This is a genomic window from Verrucosispora sp. FIM060022 (assembly GCF_003977705.1).
In the GTDB taxonomy this organism is placed as follows: domain Bacteria; phylum Actinomycetota; class Actinomycetes; order Mycobacteriales; family Micromonosporaceae; genus Micromonospora; species Micromonospora gifhornensis.
This window is the reverse complement of sequence record NZ_RQIV01000010.1, coordinates 16,964-31,514: the sequence shown is the minus strand read 5'-3', so window position 1 is coordinate 31,514 and position 14,551 is coordinate 16,964. Positions and strand designations below refer to the sequence as shown.

Below are 14,551 nucleotides of genomic sequence, written 5' to 3'. Positions count from 1 at the left end.
GGCATGACGGAGAGCTCACGTCCCGCCACGCAGATCAGGCAGTCGTGGCAGCCACCGCCGTCCGCGCGACCAGGGCACGGCGCAGGTCGTCGTCGGCGTCGGTGATCACCCGGCGCAGGCCGGGCGTGAGGTCGTCCCGGGACAGCAGCGCCGCGGCCGCCTCCCGGGTGGGCTGCGCCACCGCGTAGCGGGGGAAGGCAAGCTTCGCCACCTCGTCGGCCACCCAGGGCGTACGCAGCCGCGCCATGGCCGGCATGTCGGCGAAGTAGCGCGGCACGTACTCGGCGGTCAGCTCGGCCTGCTCGGGCTGCCAGAAGCCGGCTGCGGTCGCCTCGATCAGCCGGTTGGAGACCGTGGTGTCGGCCACGATCATCTGCCATGCGGCCTGTTTGGCCGCCGGATCCGGCAGCGCGGCTCGGTACCGCGCGGCATGCTCGGCACCTGCCGCGCTCCGGTCGGCCGTCGCCTCCGCCTCGATCTCGGCCGCACCCGCCGCACCGAGCACCACCAGCCGACCGAGGATCTTCCAACGCAACTCGGTGTCGATCGCCAGGCCGTCCGGGACACCTCGGCCGCCGAGCCAGCCGGTGAGCAGGGCGGCGTCGATGGTCGCGGCGATCCGGCCCCGCGCCGCGGCCAGCTGCATGGACCCGCCGGCGGGAGCGGTGTCGAGCATCCGGCGGCAGGCTTCGTCGATCACCGCCAGGGCGGTCGGCCGCATCGACGGATCGAGGTAACGGTCGACAAGCGAACGGCTCAGGGCCAGCACGTCCTCGGTGATGATCACCTCGGTCTCGGTGGGCAGCGCCTGTCCGATCAGCTCCACCACCGCCATGACCGGCCGCTCACCGTCGGTCGCCGCGTCCAGCGCCTCGCCCCACAGCAGAGCGCGGGCCAACGGATCGGCCAGCCGGGGAAGCAGCAGCGGCACCGCATCGACCGAGGCGGAATCGAGACGGATCTTGGCGAAGGTGAGGTCGCCGTCGTTGGGCAGCAGGACGGCCGACGCCGGCTCACCGGTCAACCGGTCGAGCACCGTCCGGCCACCGTCGGTGCTCGGATCCAGGTCGACCTCGAAGCGGTCGGCGCTGCCGTCGACGGCGTACCGCCCCACGCCGATGCGGTGCGGACGCAGCACCGGATGCGCCGGCGGCGCGGTCTGCAGGACCGCCACCTCCCGGTACCGGCCGTCGGCGTCCAGGGCCACCTCGGCCCGCAACGTGTTGACCTGGGCGGCACGCAACCACGCCTGCGCCCAACCGGCCAGGTCCCGCCCGCTCGCCGAGCCGAGGCTGGCGAGGAGATCGGCCAGGGTGGCGTTGCCGAACCGGTGGCGGGAGAAGTGGTCGTTCAGCCCGGCCAGGAAGGGCTCGTCGCCCAGCCACGCCACCAGTTGCCGCAGCACACTGGCACCCTTGGCGTACGAGATGCCGTCGAAGTTGAGCAGCGCCTCTGCCGCGTCGGACAGCTCGTCCGGAGCCACCGGATGGGTCGAGGGACGCTGGTCCGCCGCGTACCCCCACGCCTTGCGGCGCATGGCGAACGTCGTCCATGCCTGGTCGAACCGGGTCGCCTCGGCGGTGACCCGGGTGCCGAGGTATTCCGCAAACGACTCGTTGAGCCACAGGTCGTCCCACCACCGCATGGTGACCAGGTTGCCGAACCACATGTGGGCCATCTCGTGGGCGATGGTGGTGGCCCGCAGCTCGCGCTGCGTGTCGGTGACCGCGGATCGGAAGACGTAGTCGTCGCGGAAGGTGACCAGCCCGGGATTCTCCATGGCACCCGCGTTGAACTCCGGCACGAACGCCTGGTCGTACTTGCCGAACGGGTAGCGCTCGTCGAACAGCTGGTGGAACCGGTCGAGGCACTGCCTGGTGACGGTGAAGATCTCCTCGGCGTCGGCGTCCAGGTGCTCGGCCAGGGAACGCCGGCAGTAGATGCCGAGCGGAACGCCGTCGTGCTCGTCGCGGCGGACGTGCCAGGGCCCGGCGATCAGGCTGAACAGGTACGTCGAGATCGGCAGGGTGGGGGCGAACTCCCAACGCCCCGGCCCGGGCTGGGCGGCCAGTTCGGCGTTTGCCGCGACCGTCCAGTGTGGCGGTGCGGTGACCGAGAGAGTCACCGGGGCCTTCAGGTCGGGCTGGTCGAAGGCGGCGAAGATGCGCTGCACGTCGTCCAGGAAGGACATGGCGTAGAGGTAGGTCTCCCCGTCGGCCGGGTCGACGAACCGGTGCAGCCCTTCGCCGGTGTTGGTGTACGCCATCTCCGCCTCGACGGTCAGCGTGTTCTCCTCGGCCAACCCGGTCAGGGCCAGCCGGTTGTCGTCCAGCCCGGCCGGGTCGAGGTCGACGCCGTTGAGGCGTACGGCCAGCAGTTTCGCGGGCTTGACCTCGGCGAAGGTCTCGGTGCCGGTGGCGGTGAACCGGATCGTGACCTGCGACCGGAACCGCTCGCCGCCCCCGGTCAGGTCGAGATCCACGTGGTACGACTCGACGGCGATCGACGCGCCACGCGCGGTCGACTCTGCACGGCTCAGGCTCGGCATCCGCTTATCCTGCCGGATGGGGTCGCATGGAGCGCCCCCACCCACCGACGCTGGAGGACTGGACCATGACAACGCACCCCAAGGGCGACTTCGACCTCTCCCGGGCGGTCTGGCAGCGTGCCGAGGGGGACACCTCCGAGGCCGCCGTGGAGGTCGCCTTCGTCGACGACCTGATCGGCATGCGCAACTCCGCCGAGCCGGACGGCCCGGTGCTGGTGTTCACCCAGGCCGAGTGGGACGCCTTCGTCGCGGGCGCCCAGGACGGTGAGTTCGACCTCGACTGACCGGCGGGACCCACCGCCCCGGTCGGCGGGCCCGACCCCGCCGTGCCGGACCGGGGCGATCCCTCAGACGACATCGCCATCACCCCAACCCAGCCCACCGGGCCCCGGCGCGTGATGGAACCCCGGGTGACCGGCGACGTCGACGCAGCGCTCGCCGTCGGGGCCGACCGCCCCGCAGAACAGCCGCTCGGCCCGCCGCCAGTCCTCGGCCGGGGACACCGCGGACGCGCCGAGCGCCACCTCGGCCCGCAACACGCTCAGCGCCTCCGCGTATCCGACCGCCGTTTCCCGTGCGGTCGCCAGATCAGGCGCGGTGAAGCCGAGGTGCGCGGTGAAGAACCGATCCGGCCGGACCACCCGTCGGGGCGGCCCGATCAGGGGTGGGTCGCCGCCACCACACAGCGCCCCGGCCATCCACCGTCGCCAGTGTGGCGGCCTGTTGTCCCGCATGCGTCCTCCCCCGCGTGCCCGCCGGCCCACCTGCCGCACCCCGCCCCGCCGACGCTCTGCCGCAAGCTTGGCCGGCCGACGCGGTGCGCACCGCCCGGGTGGGCGGCGCCGCCGACGCTGACCGCAGTCAACCAGGAACGTCTGCTCGCGGGAGGGGCCAGCTGGCCCACACCGCCGAATCGACAACGGTCCACCTGGTGACGCCGGGGCCGCAGCCCCGGCGCGTCAGGCCTCAGGCCGGGTGCAACACCGTCCGCAGGCACCCGTCCTGCTTCTTCTCGAAAATCTCGTAGCCGCGGGCGCCCTCCTCCAGCGACATCGGATGGGTGGCCAGGTAAGCGGGGTCGATCTCCCCGGCGGCGAGCCGCTCCAGCAGCATCGGGATGTACCGCTGGGCGTGCATCTGCCCCATCCGCAGCACCAGGGCCTTGTTCATCGCCGCACCCAGCGGGAACTTGTCCACGAAACCCGCGTAGACGCCGACGATGCTGACCGTGCCGCCCTTGCGTGCCGCCAGGATGGCCTGCCGGACCGACGTCGGCCGGTCCAGCTGCGTCCGGGTGGCCTGCTTCGCCCGGTCGTACGCGTACGCCGGGCCGACGTCGTGCGCCTCCATGCCGACCGCCTCGATGCAGGCGTCCGGTCCACGGCCGGCAGTCATCTCACGCAGCGCCTCCAGCACGTCGGTCTCGGCATAGTTGACCGTCTCCACGCCGAGCCGGTCGGCGGCGGTGGACAGCCGTTCCGGCAGCCGGTCCACCATGATGACCCGTTCGGCGCCGAGCAACTGAGCGGCGCGGGCGGCCATCTGACCTACTCCCCCGGCACCCCACACCGCGACCACCTCGCCGCCGGTCAGGCCACAGAAGTCCGCGGCCATCCAACCGGTGGGCAGCGCGTCGGAGGCGAAGACCACGGAGTCGTCCGGTACGCCGTCGGGCACCTTGAAGGCACCGATGTCACCGAACGGCACCCGGACGTACTCGGCGTGGCTGCCGGAGTAGCCGCCGGCGGCGTGCGAGTAGCCGAGGATGCCGGCCGGTGAATGGCCCCACAGCTTCTCGGTGAACACCGGCTGCGGGTTGGAGTTGTCGCACAACGAGTACTGCTCGGTCCGGCAGTACCAGCAGCCGCCGCAGGCCACCACCGAGCCGACCACCACCCGGTCGCCGACAGCGATGCGTCGTACGCCCGGCCCGGTCTCCACCACCTCGCCCATGAACTCGTGGCCGAGAATGTCCCCCTCCCGCATGGCGGGCAGGAACCCGTTGATCAGGTGCAGGTCGGAGCCGCAGACGCTGCTGGCCCGCACCTTGACGATGATGTCCCCGTCCGCGCGTACCGTCGGCTCCGGCACGTCGCGCACCTTCAGCTTGCCGACTCCTTCCCAGCACAGCGCCCTCATGCCCGTCCTCCCGCCGACAGCCGCTCACGCACCTTGTCGGTGGCGCGCTCCTGCATCCGGCCACGACCGGACGGGTCACGTCGGGTTTCGATGATCTGACCGCACTCGATCAGCGACTTCACCCGGCGCAGCGTGTCGCGCAGTCGCAGGTCCGGCTCGTGGTCACCGGCGAGGCCGAGGGCCCGGCGCAGCGGACCGGAGCGGTACCGCAACTCGGCCCGGATCTCGGTGCCCCGGCCCTGCGGTGCGGTCACCAACTTCACCGTGCCCTGCTGTTCGGGCCCGTCGGTGACCTGCCAGCTCAACCGGCCCGGACCGGTGACGGTGATCTCGGCCCGCCACTCGACGCCTGCGCCCGAGTCGTCGAGCGCCACGCACCGCCAGTGTTCGTCGTCGATCCGTTCCAGGGTCGCCCACTCGGCCAGGGCACGGTCGAGCCGTTCCTGGTCGGTCCAGAAGCCGATGACCGCCTCGACCGGCCGGTCGATCGTCACCCCGCGCCGCACCACGTACCAGCCGTCCTGCTTGACAGGCTGGTGCCGATGTCGCCGCCGGGCCACCGCCCGGCCGACGCCGATCGCGGTCACGGTGGCGGCGCCGAGCAGCGCCCACCTCGCGCCGTTGCTTGTCGTCATGTCTCCTCCACTCGGACGTCCGGCGTTGAACCGTCCACCCCGAGCGCTACCCGGACCGCGGCCGACGAAACGACACGTCAGGCGCTTCCAGTCGCCAGGTGCCGGGTCGTGTCTGATTGGTCGTTTCGCTGCGGGAGCACCGCCGGGCTTACGACAATGGAGGACCAACGGGCCAGCGAGATCGCCCGGCACGGTGCCCAGCCTCGCCGCCCCCTCGGCCGCGCGCGTATCCAGATCCACAGGGGTGACATCAATGGCGCATCACGCACGCCGCGGTCGGCCCGGACGTAGCCGCGTCCAACTCGCCGCCCTGGCCGTGGCAGCCCTCTTCCTGGTCCTCGGCGTGGCAGGCTTCATCCCCGGCATCACCACCGGCTACGGCGACATGACCTTCGCCGGGCACCACTCCGGGGCGAAGCTGCTCGGCCTGTTCCAGGTCTCGATCCTGCACAACCTGCTGCATCTCGGCTTCGGCCTGATCGGCCTGCTGCTGGCCCGCCGGCTGGCCGGCGCGCGGATCTTCCTGACCGCCGGCGGGGCCGTCTACCTGGCCCTGTGGCTGTACGGGTGGGCGACCGAGGACGACAGCAGCGCCAACTTCATCCCGGTCAACAGCGCGGACGACTTCCTGCACCTCGGGCTCGGGTTCGGCATGCTGGCCCTGGGCCTGTTGCTGTCCAACAACGTCGGCACCGGCGGTCGGCTCGATGATCCCCTCGACCGCCCCTGATCTTTCGCAGCGGCGGCCGCCGGCCTACTCGGCGTCGTCCGCCTCGATGGCCGCCCTAGCCTCGATGGCCGCCGTAGCCTCGGGTGCCGCCTCCACCTCGTCGGCGGGCCGCTGCCGGCGAGCCTTGCGGGCCGCCAGCCGTTCGGCCGCGCTCGCCCGGGTCGACTTCTCCTCCAGCCGGATGTCACGTCCCCGGGTCCCGGGCGTGAACTCGGCACCCGCGTAGAGGGTCGGCTGCCAGTCGAACTCCCGCTCACCGATGCGGACCAGGTCGCCCGGTTGGGCGCCCGCCCTGGCCAACTGGTCCTCGACACCGAGTCGGGCCAGCCGGTCGGCGAGGTAGCCCACCGCCTCGTCGTTGTCGAAGTTCGTCTGGCGCACCCACCGCTCGGGTCGGACACCCCGTACGGTGTACGAGCCGTCCGGCTCCGCCTCGATGGTGAAGCCGGCGTCGTCGACCGCCTTCGGTCGGAGCACGATCCGGGTCGGCTCGGCCGGCGGCGCCGCAGCACGCGACTGCTCCACCAGCTCCGCCATCGCGTAGGTGAGCTCCTTGAGCCCTTCCCGGGTGGCCGCGGACACCTCGTAGACCCGCAGCCCGCGCGCCTCAAGGTCGGGCCGGACGATGTCGGCCAGGTCCCGCCCGTCGGGCACGTCGATCTTGTTCAACGCGACCAGTCGGGGTCGATCGGCCAGACCGCCGTACTCCGCGAGTTCCGCCTCAATGGTGTCGATGTCGGCCAACGGGTCCCGACCCGGCTCCAGGGTCGCGGTGTCGATGACGTGCACCAGCACGGCGCACCGCTCGATGTGCCGGAGGAACTCCAGCCCGAGGCCCTTGCCGGTGGCCGCGCCGGGGATCAGGCCGGGTACGTCGGCCACGGTGAAGGTGTGGTTGTCGACCCGGACCACACCGAGGTTCGGCACCAGGGTGGTGAACGGGTAGTCGGCGATCTTCGGCTTGGCTGCGGAGATCACCGAGATCAGCGACGACTTGCCGGCCGACGGGAAACCCACCAGGCCGACGTCGGCGACGCTCTTGAGTTCCAGCACCACATCCAGGTGCTCACCCGGCTCGCCCAGCTCGGCGAAACCGGGGGCCTTGCGGCGGGCGTTGGCCAGCGAGGCGTTGCCCCGGCCGCCACGACCACCCCGGGCCACCTCGAAGGTGGTGCCGGCACCCACCATGTCGGCGAGCACGGTGCCGTCCATGGTCTGCACGACCGTCCCGTCGGGCACGGTGAGGACCAGGTCCGCGCCGTTGGCGCCGTCCCGGTTGGAACCGGCACCCCCGCGACCGTTCTGCGCCTTGATGTGCGGGCGGAAGTGGAAGTCGAGCAGCGTGTGCACCTGCGGGTCGACCACCAGGGAGACGCTGCCGCCGTGCCCGCCGTTACCCCCGTCGGGGCCGCCGAACGGCTTGAACTTCTCCCGGTGGATCGAGACACAGCCGTGCCCACCGTCGCCGGCCTGCAGGTGCAGGACGACCCGGTCAACGAACATCGTCACGCCGCAATCCTTCCAGCGGGGAGCAGCCCCGCATCTGAAAAGGCGAAGCGGGCCGGGACATCAGGTCCACGGCCCGCTCACGCCGGAGAGTTACTGCTGCGGCACGATGCTGACGGTCTTGCGACCGCGCTTGCTGCCGAACTGGACCGCACCGGCGGCCAGCGCGAAGAGCGTGTCGTCGCCGCCGCGGCCGACCAGGTCACCGGGGTGGAACTTGGTGCCGCGCTGCCGGACGATGATCTCGCCCGCGCTGACGACCTGACCACCGAAGCGCTTCACGCCGAGCCGCTGGGCCGCGGAGTCCCGGCCGTTACGCGAGCTGGACGCACCCTTTTTGTGAGCCATCTTGAGACGACCTACTTCCCGCTGGAGATGCCGGTCACCTTGACCTGGGTCAGCGGCTGGCGGTGACCCTGGCGCTTGTGGTAGCCGGTCTTGTTCTTGAACTTGTGGATCCGGATCTTCGGGCCCTTGGTGTGTGCGGCGATCTCGCCGGACACCTCGACCTGCGCGAGCTTGGCCGCGTCGGTCACCAGGTCGTCACCGTCGACGAGGAGCACCGCGGCGAGCTTCACCGCGTCGCCGGGAGCACCGACGAGCTTCTCGACCTCGATCACGTCGCCTTCGGCGACCTTGTACTGCTTGCCGCCGGTCTTGACGATCGCGTACATCGGAGGCGCACTCCCTGTCGTTGAGGCTGCTAGCGTCTTTACCCACCGTTGCCGGTCGGTCGTCCCCGCGGCGGCTCGCCGGGTAGCAGAGGCACGGCGGCGCGGGCACGCGAGAACTCGGCACACAAGGGTGCGCCGCAGGCAAGCGTACGCCATGCCTGCCCCGCGCCCCAAACCGCCCCCGCCCCACGCCGGGCCCGGCCCGACCGCCGACCCGCAGCAGCCCCTCCTCGCGGACGTCACCGCAGGGAGGGGCCACCACGACTGTGCTCAGGTCAGGGCCGGGTACGGCGCCGAGCACCGGCCCGGCGGGAGCGACGGCGACCGGAGCCGCTGTCGTCCTCGTCGTCCTCGGCGAGCGCATCCGGGTCGTCCGGCGCGGCCAGCCGCGCCGACTCACCCTGCTGGCTGTCGGCGATGTCCGGCGTGGCCGGGGTCTCCGCCTCGTAGCGCGACAGGTCGTAGCCCATGGTGTCGTGGTAGTCGGCGTCGGCGCTGCTCGTGTCGTCGACCTCGGCGACCTCCACGACGGTCCGCTCGGCAGCGCTCTTACGAGCCCGACGCCGGGACGAGGCGGTCGGCTGCTCCGTCGTCGGCGCAGCAGCCGAGGCGACCGCCTTGACCTTCTCCGCGCCACCGGAGCGGGGCTTCTCCGGCACCGGCTCGGTGTGGATGACCAGGCCCCGGCCCTTGCAGCACTCGCAGGTCTCGCTGAACGCCTCCAGCAGACCGGCGCCGATCCGCTTACGGGTCATCTGCACGAGGCCCAGCGAAGTGATCTCGGTGACCTGGTGCTTGGTACGGTCCCGGCCCAGGCACTCGGTCAACCGGCGCAACACCAGTTCCCGGTTCGACTCCAGCACCATGTCGATGAAGTCGATCACCACGATGCCGCCGATGTCGCGCAGCCGCAGCTGACGGACGATCTCCTCGGCCGCCTCCAGGTTGTTGCGGGTGACCGTCTCCTCCAGGTTGCCGCCGGCACCTGTGTACTTGCCGGTGTTCACATCGACCACGGTCATCGCCTCGGTCCGGTCGATGACCAGGTGACCGCCGGAGGGCAGGAAGACCTTGCGGTCGAGCCCCTTGAGGATCTGCTCGTCGATGCGGTACTCGGCGAAGACGTCAGTGGTGCCCACGTGCCGACGCAGCCGGGCGAGCAGGTCCGGCGAGACGTGCGACAGGTACGACTCGACCATGTCGTACGACTGGTCGCCCTCGATCACCAGCTCACGGAAGTCCTCGTTGAACAGGTCCCGGACCACCCGGATGACCAGGTCAGGCTCCTCGTAGAGCAGCACCGGCGCGCCGCCCTCGGCGGCCTTGGCCTGGATGTCCTCCCACTGCGCCTGGAGCCGCTTGACGTCGCGGGCCAACTCGTCCTCGCTGGCCCCCTCGGCCGCGGTCCGGACGATCACACCGGCGCCGTCGGGCACCAGCTTCTTCAGCACGTCACGCAGGCGCTTGCGCTCGGTGTCGGGCAGCTTGCGGCTGATCCCGGAGGCGTTGCCACCGGGCACGTACACCAGGTGCCGGCCCGACAGCGCGACGTGGCTGGTCAGCCGGGCGCCCTTGTGCCCAATCGGGTCCTTGGTGACCTGCACCAGCACCGAGTCGCCGGACTTGAGGGCCTGCTCGATCGAGCGGGCCCGGCCCTCCAGGCCGCTGGTGTCCCAGTTGACCTCTCCGGCGTACAGCACCGCGTTGCGACCGCGACCGATATCGACGAACGCCGCCTCCATGCTGGGCAGCACGTTCTGCACCTTGCCGAGGTAGACGTTGCCGGCCATGGTGCCGGTGGAACTGCGGGTGACGTAGTGCTCGACAAGCACACCGTCCTCGAGCACCGCGATCTGGGTGCGGTCGCCGCGCTGGCGTACCGCCATCACCCGGTCGACGGCTTCCCGGCGCGCCAGGAACTCGGACTCGCTGAGGATCGGCGGGCGGGTACGGCGCTGCTCACGACCGTCCCGACGGCGCTGCCGCTTGGCCTCCAGCCGGGTCGAGCCGGAGACGCCCTGCACCTCGTCGACCGTACGACGGGGCTCCCGGATCTTCACCACGGTCGGCACGCCGTCATCGGCGGCGCCCTCGGTGTCACCGGCACCCCGCCGACGACGCCGCCGACGCCGACGGGTCAACCCGTCGCCCTCGGTGTCGTCGCCGTTCTCGTCGGTCTCGGCCTCGGCCTCGGTCTCCCCCGCCTCGGCGGTCTCAGTCTCGGCCTCGGCCTCGGCGTCCTCGCCGTCCTCGGCCTCTTCCGCGCCACCCTTGCCGCGTCCCCGGCCCCGGCGACCACGCCGACGGCGACGCCGTGCGCTGGCGGTCTCCTCGTCCTCGTCCTCGTCGGCGGTCTCCTCGACCTCCTCGACGGCGGGTTCCTCGTCGGCCTCGACCGTCACGACCGGTTCGGGCTCGCGCCGGCTACGCCGTCGGCGGCGGGAGGGTTCGACCGGTTCCTCGGCGACCTCCTCCTCGGCCGCCGCCGCGGCGGCGGCGATACGGGCCGCGGTGATCTCCTCGGGAGCCATGAACAGCACCGTCGGCGCGGTGAGCGCGGCCCGGCGGCGGCGCGACCTGGGCTCCGGCTCCGCGACCGGCTCCGGCGCCGGTGGCACCTGCGTCACCGGTGGCGGCACCGCGCCCGGTGCCGGCTCGGCCGCCGCGCCCGCAGCCGGCGTCGGCGCCGTCGGCTCGACCTCTTCGGTGGACTCGTCAGGTGCGGGGGCAGCGCTCTCGGCCGGAACGGCTGCGGCTCCGAAGTCGGTTCCGGCGGCGGGTTCGGCCGCCGCCGGCTCTTCGGCGCTCGGCATCTCCGCCGGGGTCTCGACGGCCGGCTCGACCACCGCGGGCGTGGCCTTCCGCCGCCGGGTACGGGTCACCTTGACCGGCGGTACGACGTCACCGGCGGCCGCTTCGACCTCGGCCGCGGCCACGGGCTCCTCGGTGCTCTTCGCCGCGGTGGTGGCCTTGCGGCGTCGCCGTGTGGTCTTGGGTGCCGCCTCGAGGTCACCGGAGACCGGGGCCAGGACCTCCGCCTGCGGGGCTTCCGCACTGCCCACGGCCGGCGTGCTCTGCGCGTCCACCGGAGCGTCGGTCTGTTCGGGCTGGCTGACCGGGGTGGCGCGCCGTCGGGTGGTCCGCCGCCGCGGCGGTGTCTCGCCGGTGGGCACGCCCGCCAGGTCGGCCGTACCACTCACCGTGTCGGTGGCCTCCTGCGACGGGGAGGCACCCGCTCCGGTGGCAGTGGTCTCCTGCGGCGTGGCGGTGCCGCCGGCCTCGCTCGCCGCGTCGACGGTGGTGGGCTCGGCGGCCGGGTTCACACCGGTCCGTTCGCCGCCCTCGGGCTCGTTCTCGAGCATGGACGTTCTCCAGTTCTGGCTTCCCCGGGCGCGGGTGAGCGCTGCCACGCAGGGATGCCGCAAAAGGTGTTTCCCCGGGCGCACGGCGTGCGCGACCGGCGAAGTCTGCCTGCCTGGACGCCGACCGTCGGTCAGCGTCCGCCGATGGTTGCCCCGTCGCGATCCGCGTCCAGCGGATCCACGATCGCACCCTGCGCGGTCAGCGTGCCCTGAGCCAGCCGGATCACCTTCGGGGCCACCGGCGGCTCCAGGCCGGCCACCACGCGGAGGCCGGAAAGGACGTCATCGGGTCGTACGGACGGGGTGACCTGCCGTACAACCAGTTCGAGTATCGCACACGGTACGGCTGATGCCTCGGAAGGCGTCGCCGACGCAACGCCCACATCGATGGCGATGACTGCCGCCCGCGCGTCGAAGGTGCGCCGCCCCTGTTTGGTCATCCGCTCGACCTGGACCTCCTCGGCGGCGCTGAACGCGGCCACGGCCTTGGCGAGCACCTCCGGATCGACCTGCGGCAACTCGACGCGCCACCGGGACGCCTCGATCCGGTCGGCCAACCCGCTGCCGGTGGCCACCACGGCGTCGAGCACGTCGAGGCCGGGAGAGAGCGCGGCGTCCAGCGCCAGACGCAGCGCGTCCGGATCGACCGGTTCACGCAGGCCGATCTCCAGGTACTCGGCCTCGCTCGCCACCCCGGTCGGCGCCGCACTGGCGTACGAGATCTTGGGGTGCGGGGTGAAGCCCTGCGAGAAGGCCATCGGCACGCCGGCGCGGCGCAACGCACGCTCGAACGCCCGGGCGAAGTCCCGGTGCGAGGTGAACCGCAACGGGCCCCGTTTGGCGTACCGGATCCGCACACGCTGGACGACCGGCGCCTGGCCCCCTTCGGGCTGTGGTCTCTTACTGATCTTCATGCTCCTCGTTGAGAGATCCGATCAGATCACTGCTGGGCGCCGGTGGGCAGCTTCAAGCCGTTGACCGGGGTCAACGGGAGCAGCTTCCGGCCGGTCGGACCGATCTGGATCTCGGTGTCCATGGTCGGGCAGACGCCGCAGTCGAAACACGGCGTCCACCGGCAGTCGTCCTGCTCGTACTCGCTGAGCGCGTCCTGCCAGTCCTGCCAGAGCCAGTCCTTGTCCAGGCCCGAGTCCAGGTGGTCCCAGGGCAGGACCTCCAGCTCGTCGCGCTCGCGGGTGGTGTACCAGTCGAGGTCCACGCCGAAGGTGGGCAGCACCTCGGCGGCGGCCTCCACCCAGCGCTGGTACGAGAAGTGCTCGCTCCAGCCGTCGAACCGGCCGCCGTTCTCCCAGACCTTGCGGATCACCGCGCCGACCCGGCGGTCGCCCCGGGACAGCAGCCCCTCGATCAGGGACGGCTCACCGTCGTGGTAGCGGTAGCCGATGGCCCGGCCCAGCGAGCGGTCCGCGTTGATCGCCTGCTTGAGCAGCCTGAGCCGGTGGTCGATGACCTCCGGCCGTTCCATCGCCGCCCACTGGAAGGGGGTGTGCGGCTTCGGCACGAACCCGCCGATGGAGACCGTGCAGCGGATGTCCTTGGACCCGGTGGCGGCCCGACCGGCCCGGATGACCTCGTGGGCCATGTCGGCGATCTCCAGGACGTCGGCGTCGGTCTCGGTGGGCAGCCCGCACATGAAGTAGAGCTTCACCTGCCGCCACCCGTTGGTGTACGCGGTGACCACCGTACGGATCAGGTCGTCCTTGGAGACCATCTTGTTGATGACCTTGCGGATCCGCTCCGACCCGCCCTCCGGGGCGAAGGTCAGACCGGTGCGCCGCCCGTTGCGGGACAACTCCTGGGCCAACTCGATGTTGAACGCGTCCACCCGGGTCGACGGCAGCGACAGCGACACGTTCGTGCCCTTGTACTGCTCGGCAAGGCCGGAGCACATGTCGCCGATCTCGGAGTGGTCGGCCGAGGAGAGCGACAGCAGCCCCACCTCGTGAAAGCCGGAGAACTCCAGCCCCTGCTGCACCATCTGCCCGACCGTGGTGATGGACCGCTCCCGTACCGGGCGGGTGATCATGCCCGCCTGGCAGAACCGGCAGCCCCGGGTGCAACCCCGGAAGATCTCCACCGCGTACCGCTCGTGCACCGTCTCGGCCAGCGGGACCAGGGGCTTCTTCGGGTACGGCCAGGCGTCCAGGTCCATCGTCGTGCGCTTGTGCACCCGGAACGGCACGTCCGCCCGGTTCGGCACGACCCGCTGGATCCGACCGTCGGGCAGGTAGTCCACGTCGTAGAAGCGCGGCACGTAGACGCTCTCGGTACGCGCCAGCCGCAGCAGCAGCTCGTCGCGGCCACCGGGGCACCCCTCGGCCTTCCAGTCCCGAAGAATCGCGGTGATCTCCAGGACCGCCTCCTCGCCGTCGCCCAGCACCGCGGCGTCGACGAAGTCGGCGATCGGCTCCGGGTTGAACGCGGCGTGCCCGCCGGCCACGATCACCGGGTCGGCGTCGGTCCGGTCGGCCGCAAGCAGCGGGATGCCGGCCAGGTCGATCGCGGTGAGCAGGTTTGTGTAACCCAGCTCGGTGGCGAACGACACGCCGAACAGGTCGAAGTCGCGTACCGGCCGGTGGGCGTCGACGGTGAACTGCGGCACGCCGTGGGCGCGCATCAGGTTCTCCAGGTCCGGCCAGACCGCGTACGTCCGCTCGGCGAGCGTGTCGGGCAGTTCGTTGAGCACCTCGTAGAGGATCTGCACGCCCTGGTTGGGCAGGCCGACCTCGTACGCGTCCGGGTACATCAGCGCCCAACGTACGGTCGCCGAGTCCCAGTCCTTGACCACTGCACCCAGCTCGCCACCGACGTACTGGATGGGCTTGGTCACCTGGGGCAGCAGCGGCTCCAGTCGGGGCCACACGGAATTGGCCGCGACGGGGCGCGGTGTGGTGGACGGGACGCTCATGATGCCCAAGGGTACGCGCCCGCCCGTCGAC

Annotated in this window: 12 protein-coding genes; 2 read left to right on the top strand and 10 right to left on the bottom strand. The window is 71.5% G+C overall.

Translation table 11 applies throughout. The annotated features are described in order from the left end of the window. Nucleotides 1–34: 34 nt before the first annotated feature. On the bottom strand, nucleotides 35–2,548 hold the full coding sequence (gene pepN, locus EG812_RS23350) for an aminopeptidase N (RefSeq protein WP_013735415.1): 2,514 nt from the start codon (nucleotides 2,546–2,548) through the stop codon (nucleotides 35–37). Nucleotides 2,549–2,613: 65 nt separating this feature from the next. Here pepN and EG812_RS23345 point away from each other — a divergent pair, with 65 nt between their 5' ends. After that, a complete protein-coding gene (locus EG812_RS23345; protein WP_012014682.1) occupies nucleotides 2,614–2,832 on the top strand; it encodes a DUF397 domain-containing protein in 219 nt (72 codons plus the stop codon). Between the two features lie 63 nt (nucleotides 2,833–2,895). Here EG812_RS23345 and EG812_RS23340 read toward each other — a convergent pair whose 3' ends face one another. The 3 genes from EG812_RS23340 to EG812_RS23330 all read right to left on the bottom strand — a co-directional run bounded on the left by EG812_RS23340 (nucleotide 2,896) and on the right by EG812_RS23330 (nucleotide 5,322). Beyond that, nucleotides 2,896–3,282, bottom strand: a complete 387-nt coding sequence (locus EG812_RS23340; protein WP_013735416.1) for a hypothetical protein — start codon at nucleotides 3,280–3,282, stop codon at nucleotides 2,896–2,898. 232 nt (nucleotides 3,283–3,514) lie between these two features. After that, entirely contained in the window at nucleotides 3,515–4,687 is a 1,173-nt protein-coding gene (locus tag EG812_RS23335) for a zinc-dependent alcohol dehydrogenase (protein ID WP_013735417.1), read from the bottom strand. Continuing rightward, nucleotides 4,684–5,322, bottom strand: coding sequence for an SRPBCC family protein (locus EG812_RS23330; protein ID WP_013735418.1), 639 nt, complete (start codon nucleotides 5,320–5,322; stop codon nucleotides 4,684–4,686). Before EG812_RS23330 ends, EG812_RS23335 begins: the two co-directional genes overlap by 4 nt. 253 nt (nucleotides 5,323–5,575) lie before the next feature. Between EG812_RS23330 and EG812_RS23325 the strand changes: the two genes are divergently transcribed. Next, the gene (locus tag EG812_RS23325) at nucleotides 5,576–6,052 is read left to right on the top strand and encodes a DUF4383 domain-containing protein (protein WP_013735419.1); all 477 of its coding nucleotides are present in this window, start codon (nucleotides 5,576–5,578) and stop codon (nucleotides 6,050–6,052) included. 24 nt (nucleotides 6,053–6,076) lie between these two features. Here the strand turns inward: EG812_RS23325 and obgE are convergent, their stop codons facing one another. The 6 genes from obgE to EG812_RS23295 form a co-directional block, all read right to left on the bottom strand. After that, a complete protein-coding gene (obgE, locus tag EG812_RS23320; RefSeq protein WP_013735420.1) occupies nucleotides 6,077–7,561 on the bottom strand; it encodes a GTPase ObgE in 1,485 nt (494 codons plus the stop codon). A gap of 90 nt (nucleotides 7,562–7,651) precedes the next feature. After that, entirely contained in the window at nucleotides 7,652–7,906 is a 255-nt protein-coding gene (rpmA, locus tag EG812_RS23315; RefSeq protein WP_013735421.1) for a 50S ribosomal protein L27, read from the bottom strand. 11 nt (nucleotides 7,907–7,917) lie between these two features. Beyond that, nucleotides 7,918–8,232, bottom strand: coding sequence for a 50S ribosomal protein L21 (gene rplU, locus EG812_RS23310; protein WP_013735422.1), 315 nt, complete (start codon nucleotides 8,230–8,232; stop codon nucleotides 7,918–7,920). A 275-nt stretch (nucleotides 8,233–8,507) separates the two neighbouring features. Continuing rightward, complete coding sequence (locus EG812_RS23305; RefSeq protein WP_013735423.1) at nucleotides 8,508–11,594, bottom strand: Rne/Rng family ribonuclease; 3,087 nt, start codon at nucleotides 11,592–11,594, stop codon at nucleotides 8,508–8,510. A gap of 131 nt (nucleotides 11,595–11,725) precedes the next feature. Then, complete coding sequence (locus tag EG812_RS23300; RefSeq protein ID WP_013735424.1) at nucleotides 11,726–12,508, bottom strand: TIGR03936 family radical SAM-associated protein; 783 nt, start codon at nucleotides 12,506–12,508, stop codon at nucleotides 11,726–11,728. A gap of 26 nt (nucleotides 12,509–12,534) precedes the next feature. Then, complete coding sequence (locus tag EG812_RS23295) at nucleotides 12,535–14,520, bottom strand: TIGR03960 family B12-binding radical SAM protein (protein ID WP_043721711.1); 1,986 nt, start codon at nucleotides 14,518–14,520, stop codon at nucleotides 12,535–12,537. Between the last annotated feature and the right edge of the window lie 31 nt (nucleotides 14,521–14,551).

What these genes read in the sequence shown, in the direction of transcription:
- EG812_RS23330 (WP_013735418.1), bottom strand. Translation starts at nt 5,322, where the DNA reads ATGACGACAAGCAACGGCGCGAGGTGGGCGCTGCTCGGCGCCGCCACC.
- EG812_RS23335 (WP_013735417.1), bottom strand. Translation starts at nt 4,687, where the DNA reads ATGAGGGCGCTGTGCTGGGAAGGAGTCGGCAAGCTGAAGGTGCGCGAC.
- EG812_RS23300 (WP_013735424.1), bottom strand. Translation starts at nt 12,508, where the DNA reads ATGAAGATCAGTAAGAGACCACAGCCCGAAGGGGGCCAGGCGCCGGTC.
- EG812_RS23345 (WP_012014682.1), top strand. Translation starts at nt 2,614, where the DNA reads ATGACAACGCACCCCAAGGGCGACTTCGACCTCTCCCGGGCGGTCTGG.
- EG812_RS23325 (WP_013735419.1), top strand. Translation starts at nt 5,576, where the DNA reads ATGGCGCATCACGCACGCCGCGGTCGGCCCGGACGTAGCCGCGTCCAA.
- EG812_RS23295 (WP_043721711.1), bottom strand. Translation starts at nt 14,520, where the DNA reads ATGAGCGTCCCGTCCACCACACCGCGCCCCGTCGCGGCCAATTCCGTG.
- rpmA (WP_013735421.1), bottom strand. Translation starts at nt 7,906, where the DNA reads ATGGCTCACAAAAAGGGTGCGTCCAGCTCGCGTAACGGCCGGGACTCC.
- EG812_RS23340 (WP_013735416.1), bottom strand. Translation starts at nt 3,282, where the DNA reads ATGCGGGACAACAGGCCGCCACACTGGCGACGGTGGATGGCCGGGGCG.
- rplU (WP_013735422.1), bottom strand. Translation starts at nt 8,232, where the DNA reads ATGTACGCGATCGTCAAGACCGGCGGCAAGCAGTACAAGGTCGCCGAA.
- pepN (WP_013735415.1), bottom strand. Translation starts at nt 2,548, where the DNA reads ATGCCGAGCCTGAGCCGTGCAGAGTCGACCGCGCGTGGCGCGTCGATC.
- EG812_RS23305 (WP_013735423.1), bottom strand. Translation starts at nt 11,594, where the DNA reads ATGCTCGAGAACGAGCCCGAGGGCGGCGAACGGACCGGTGTGAACCCG.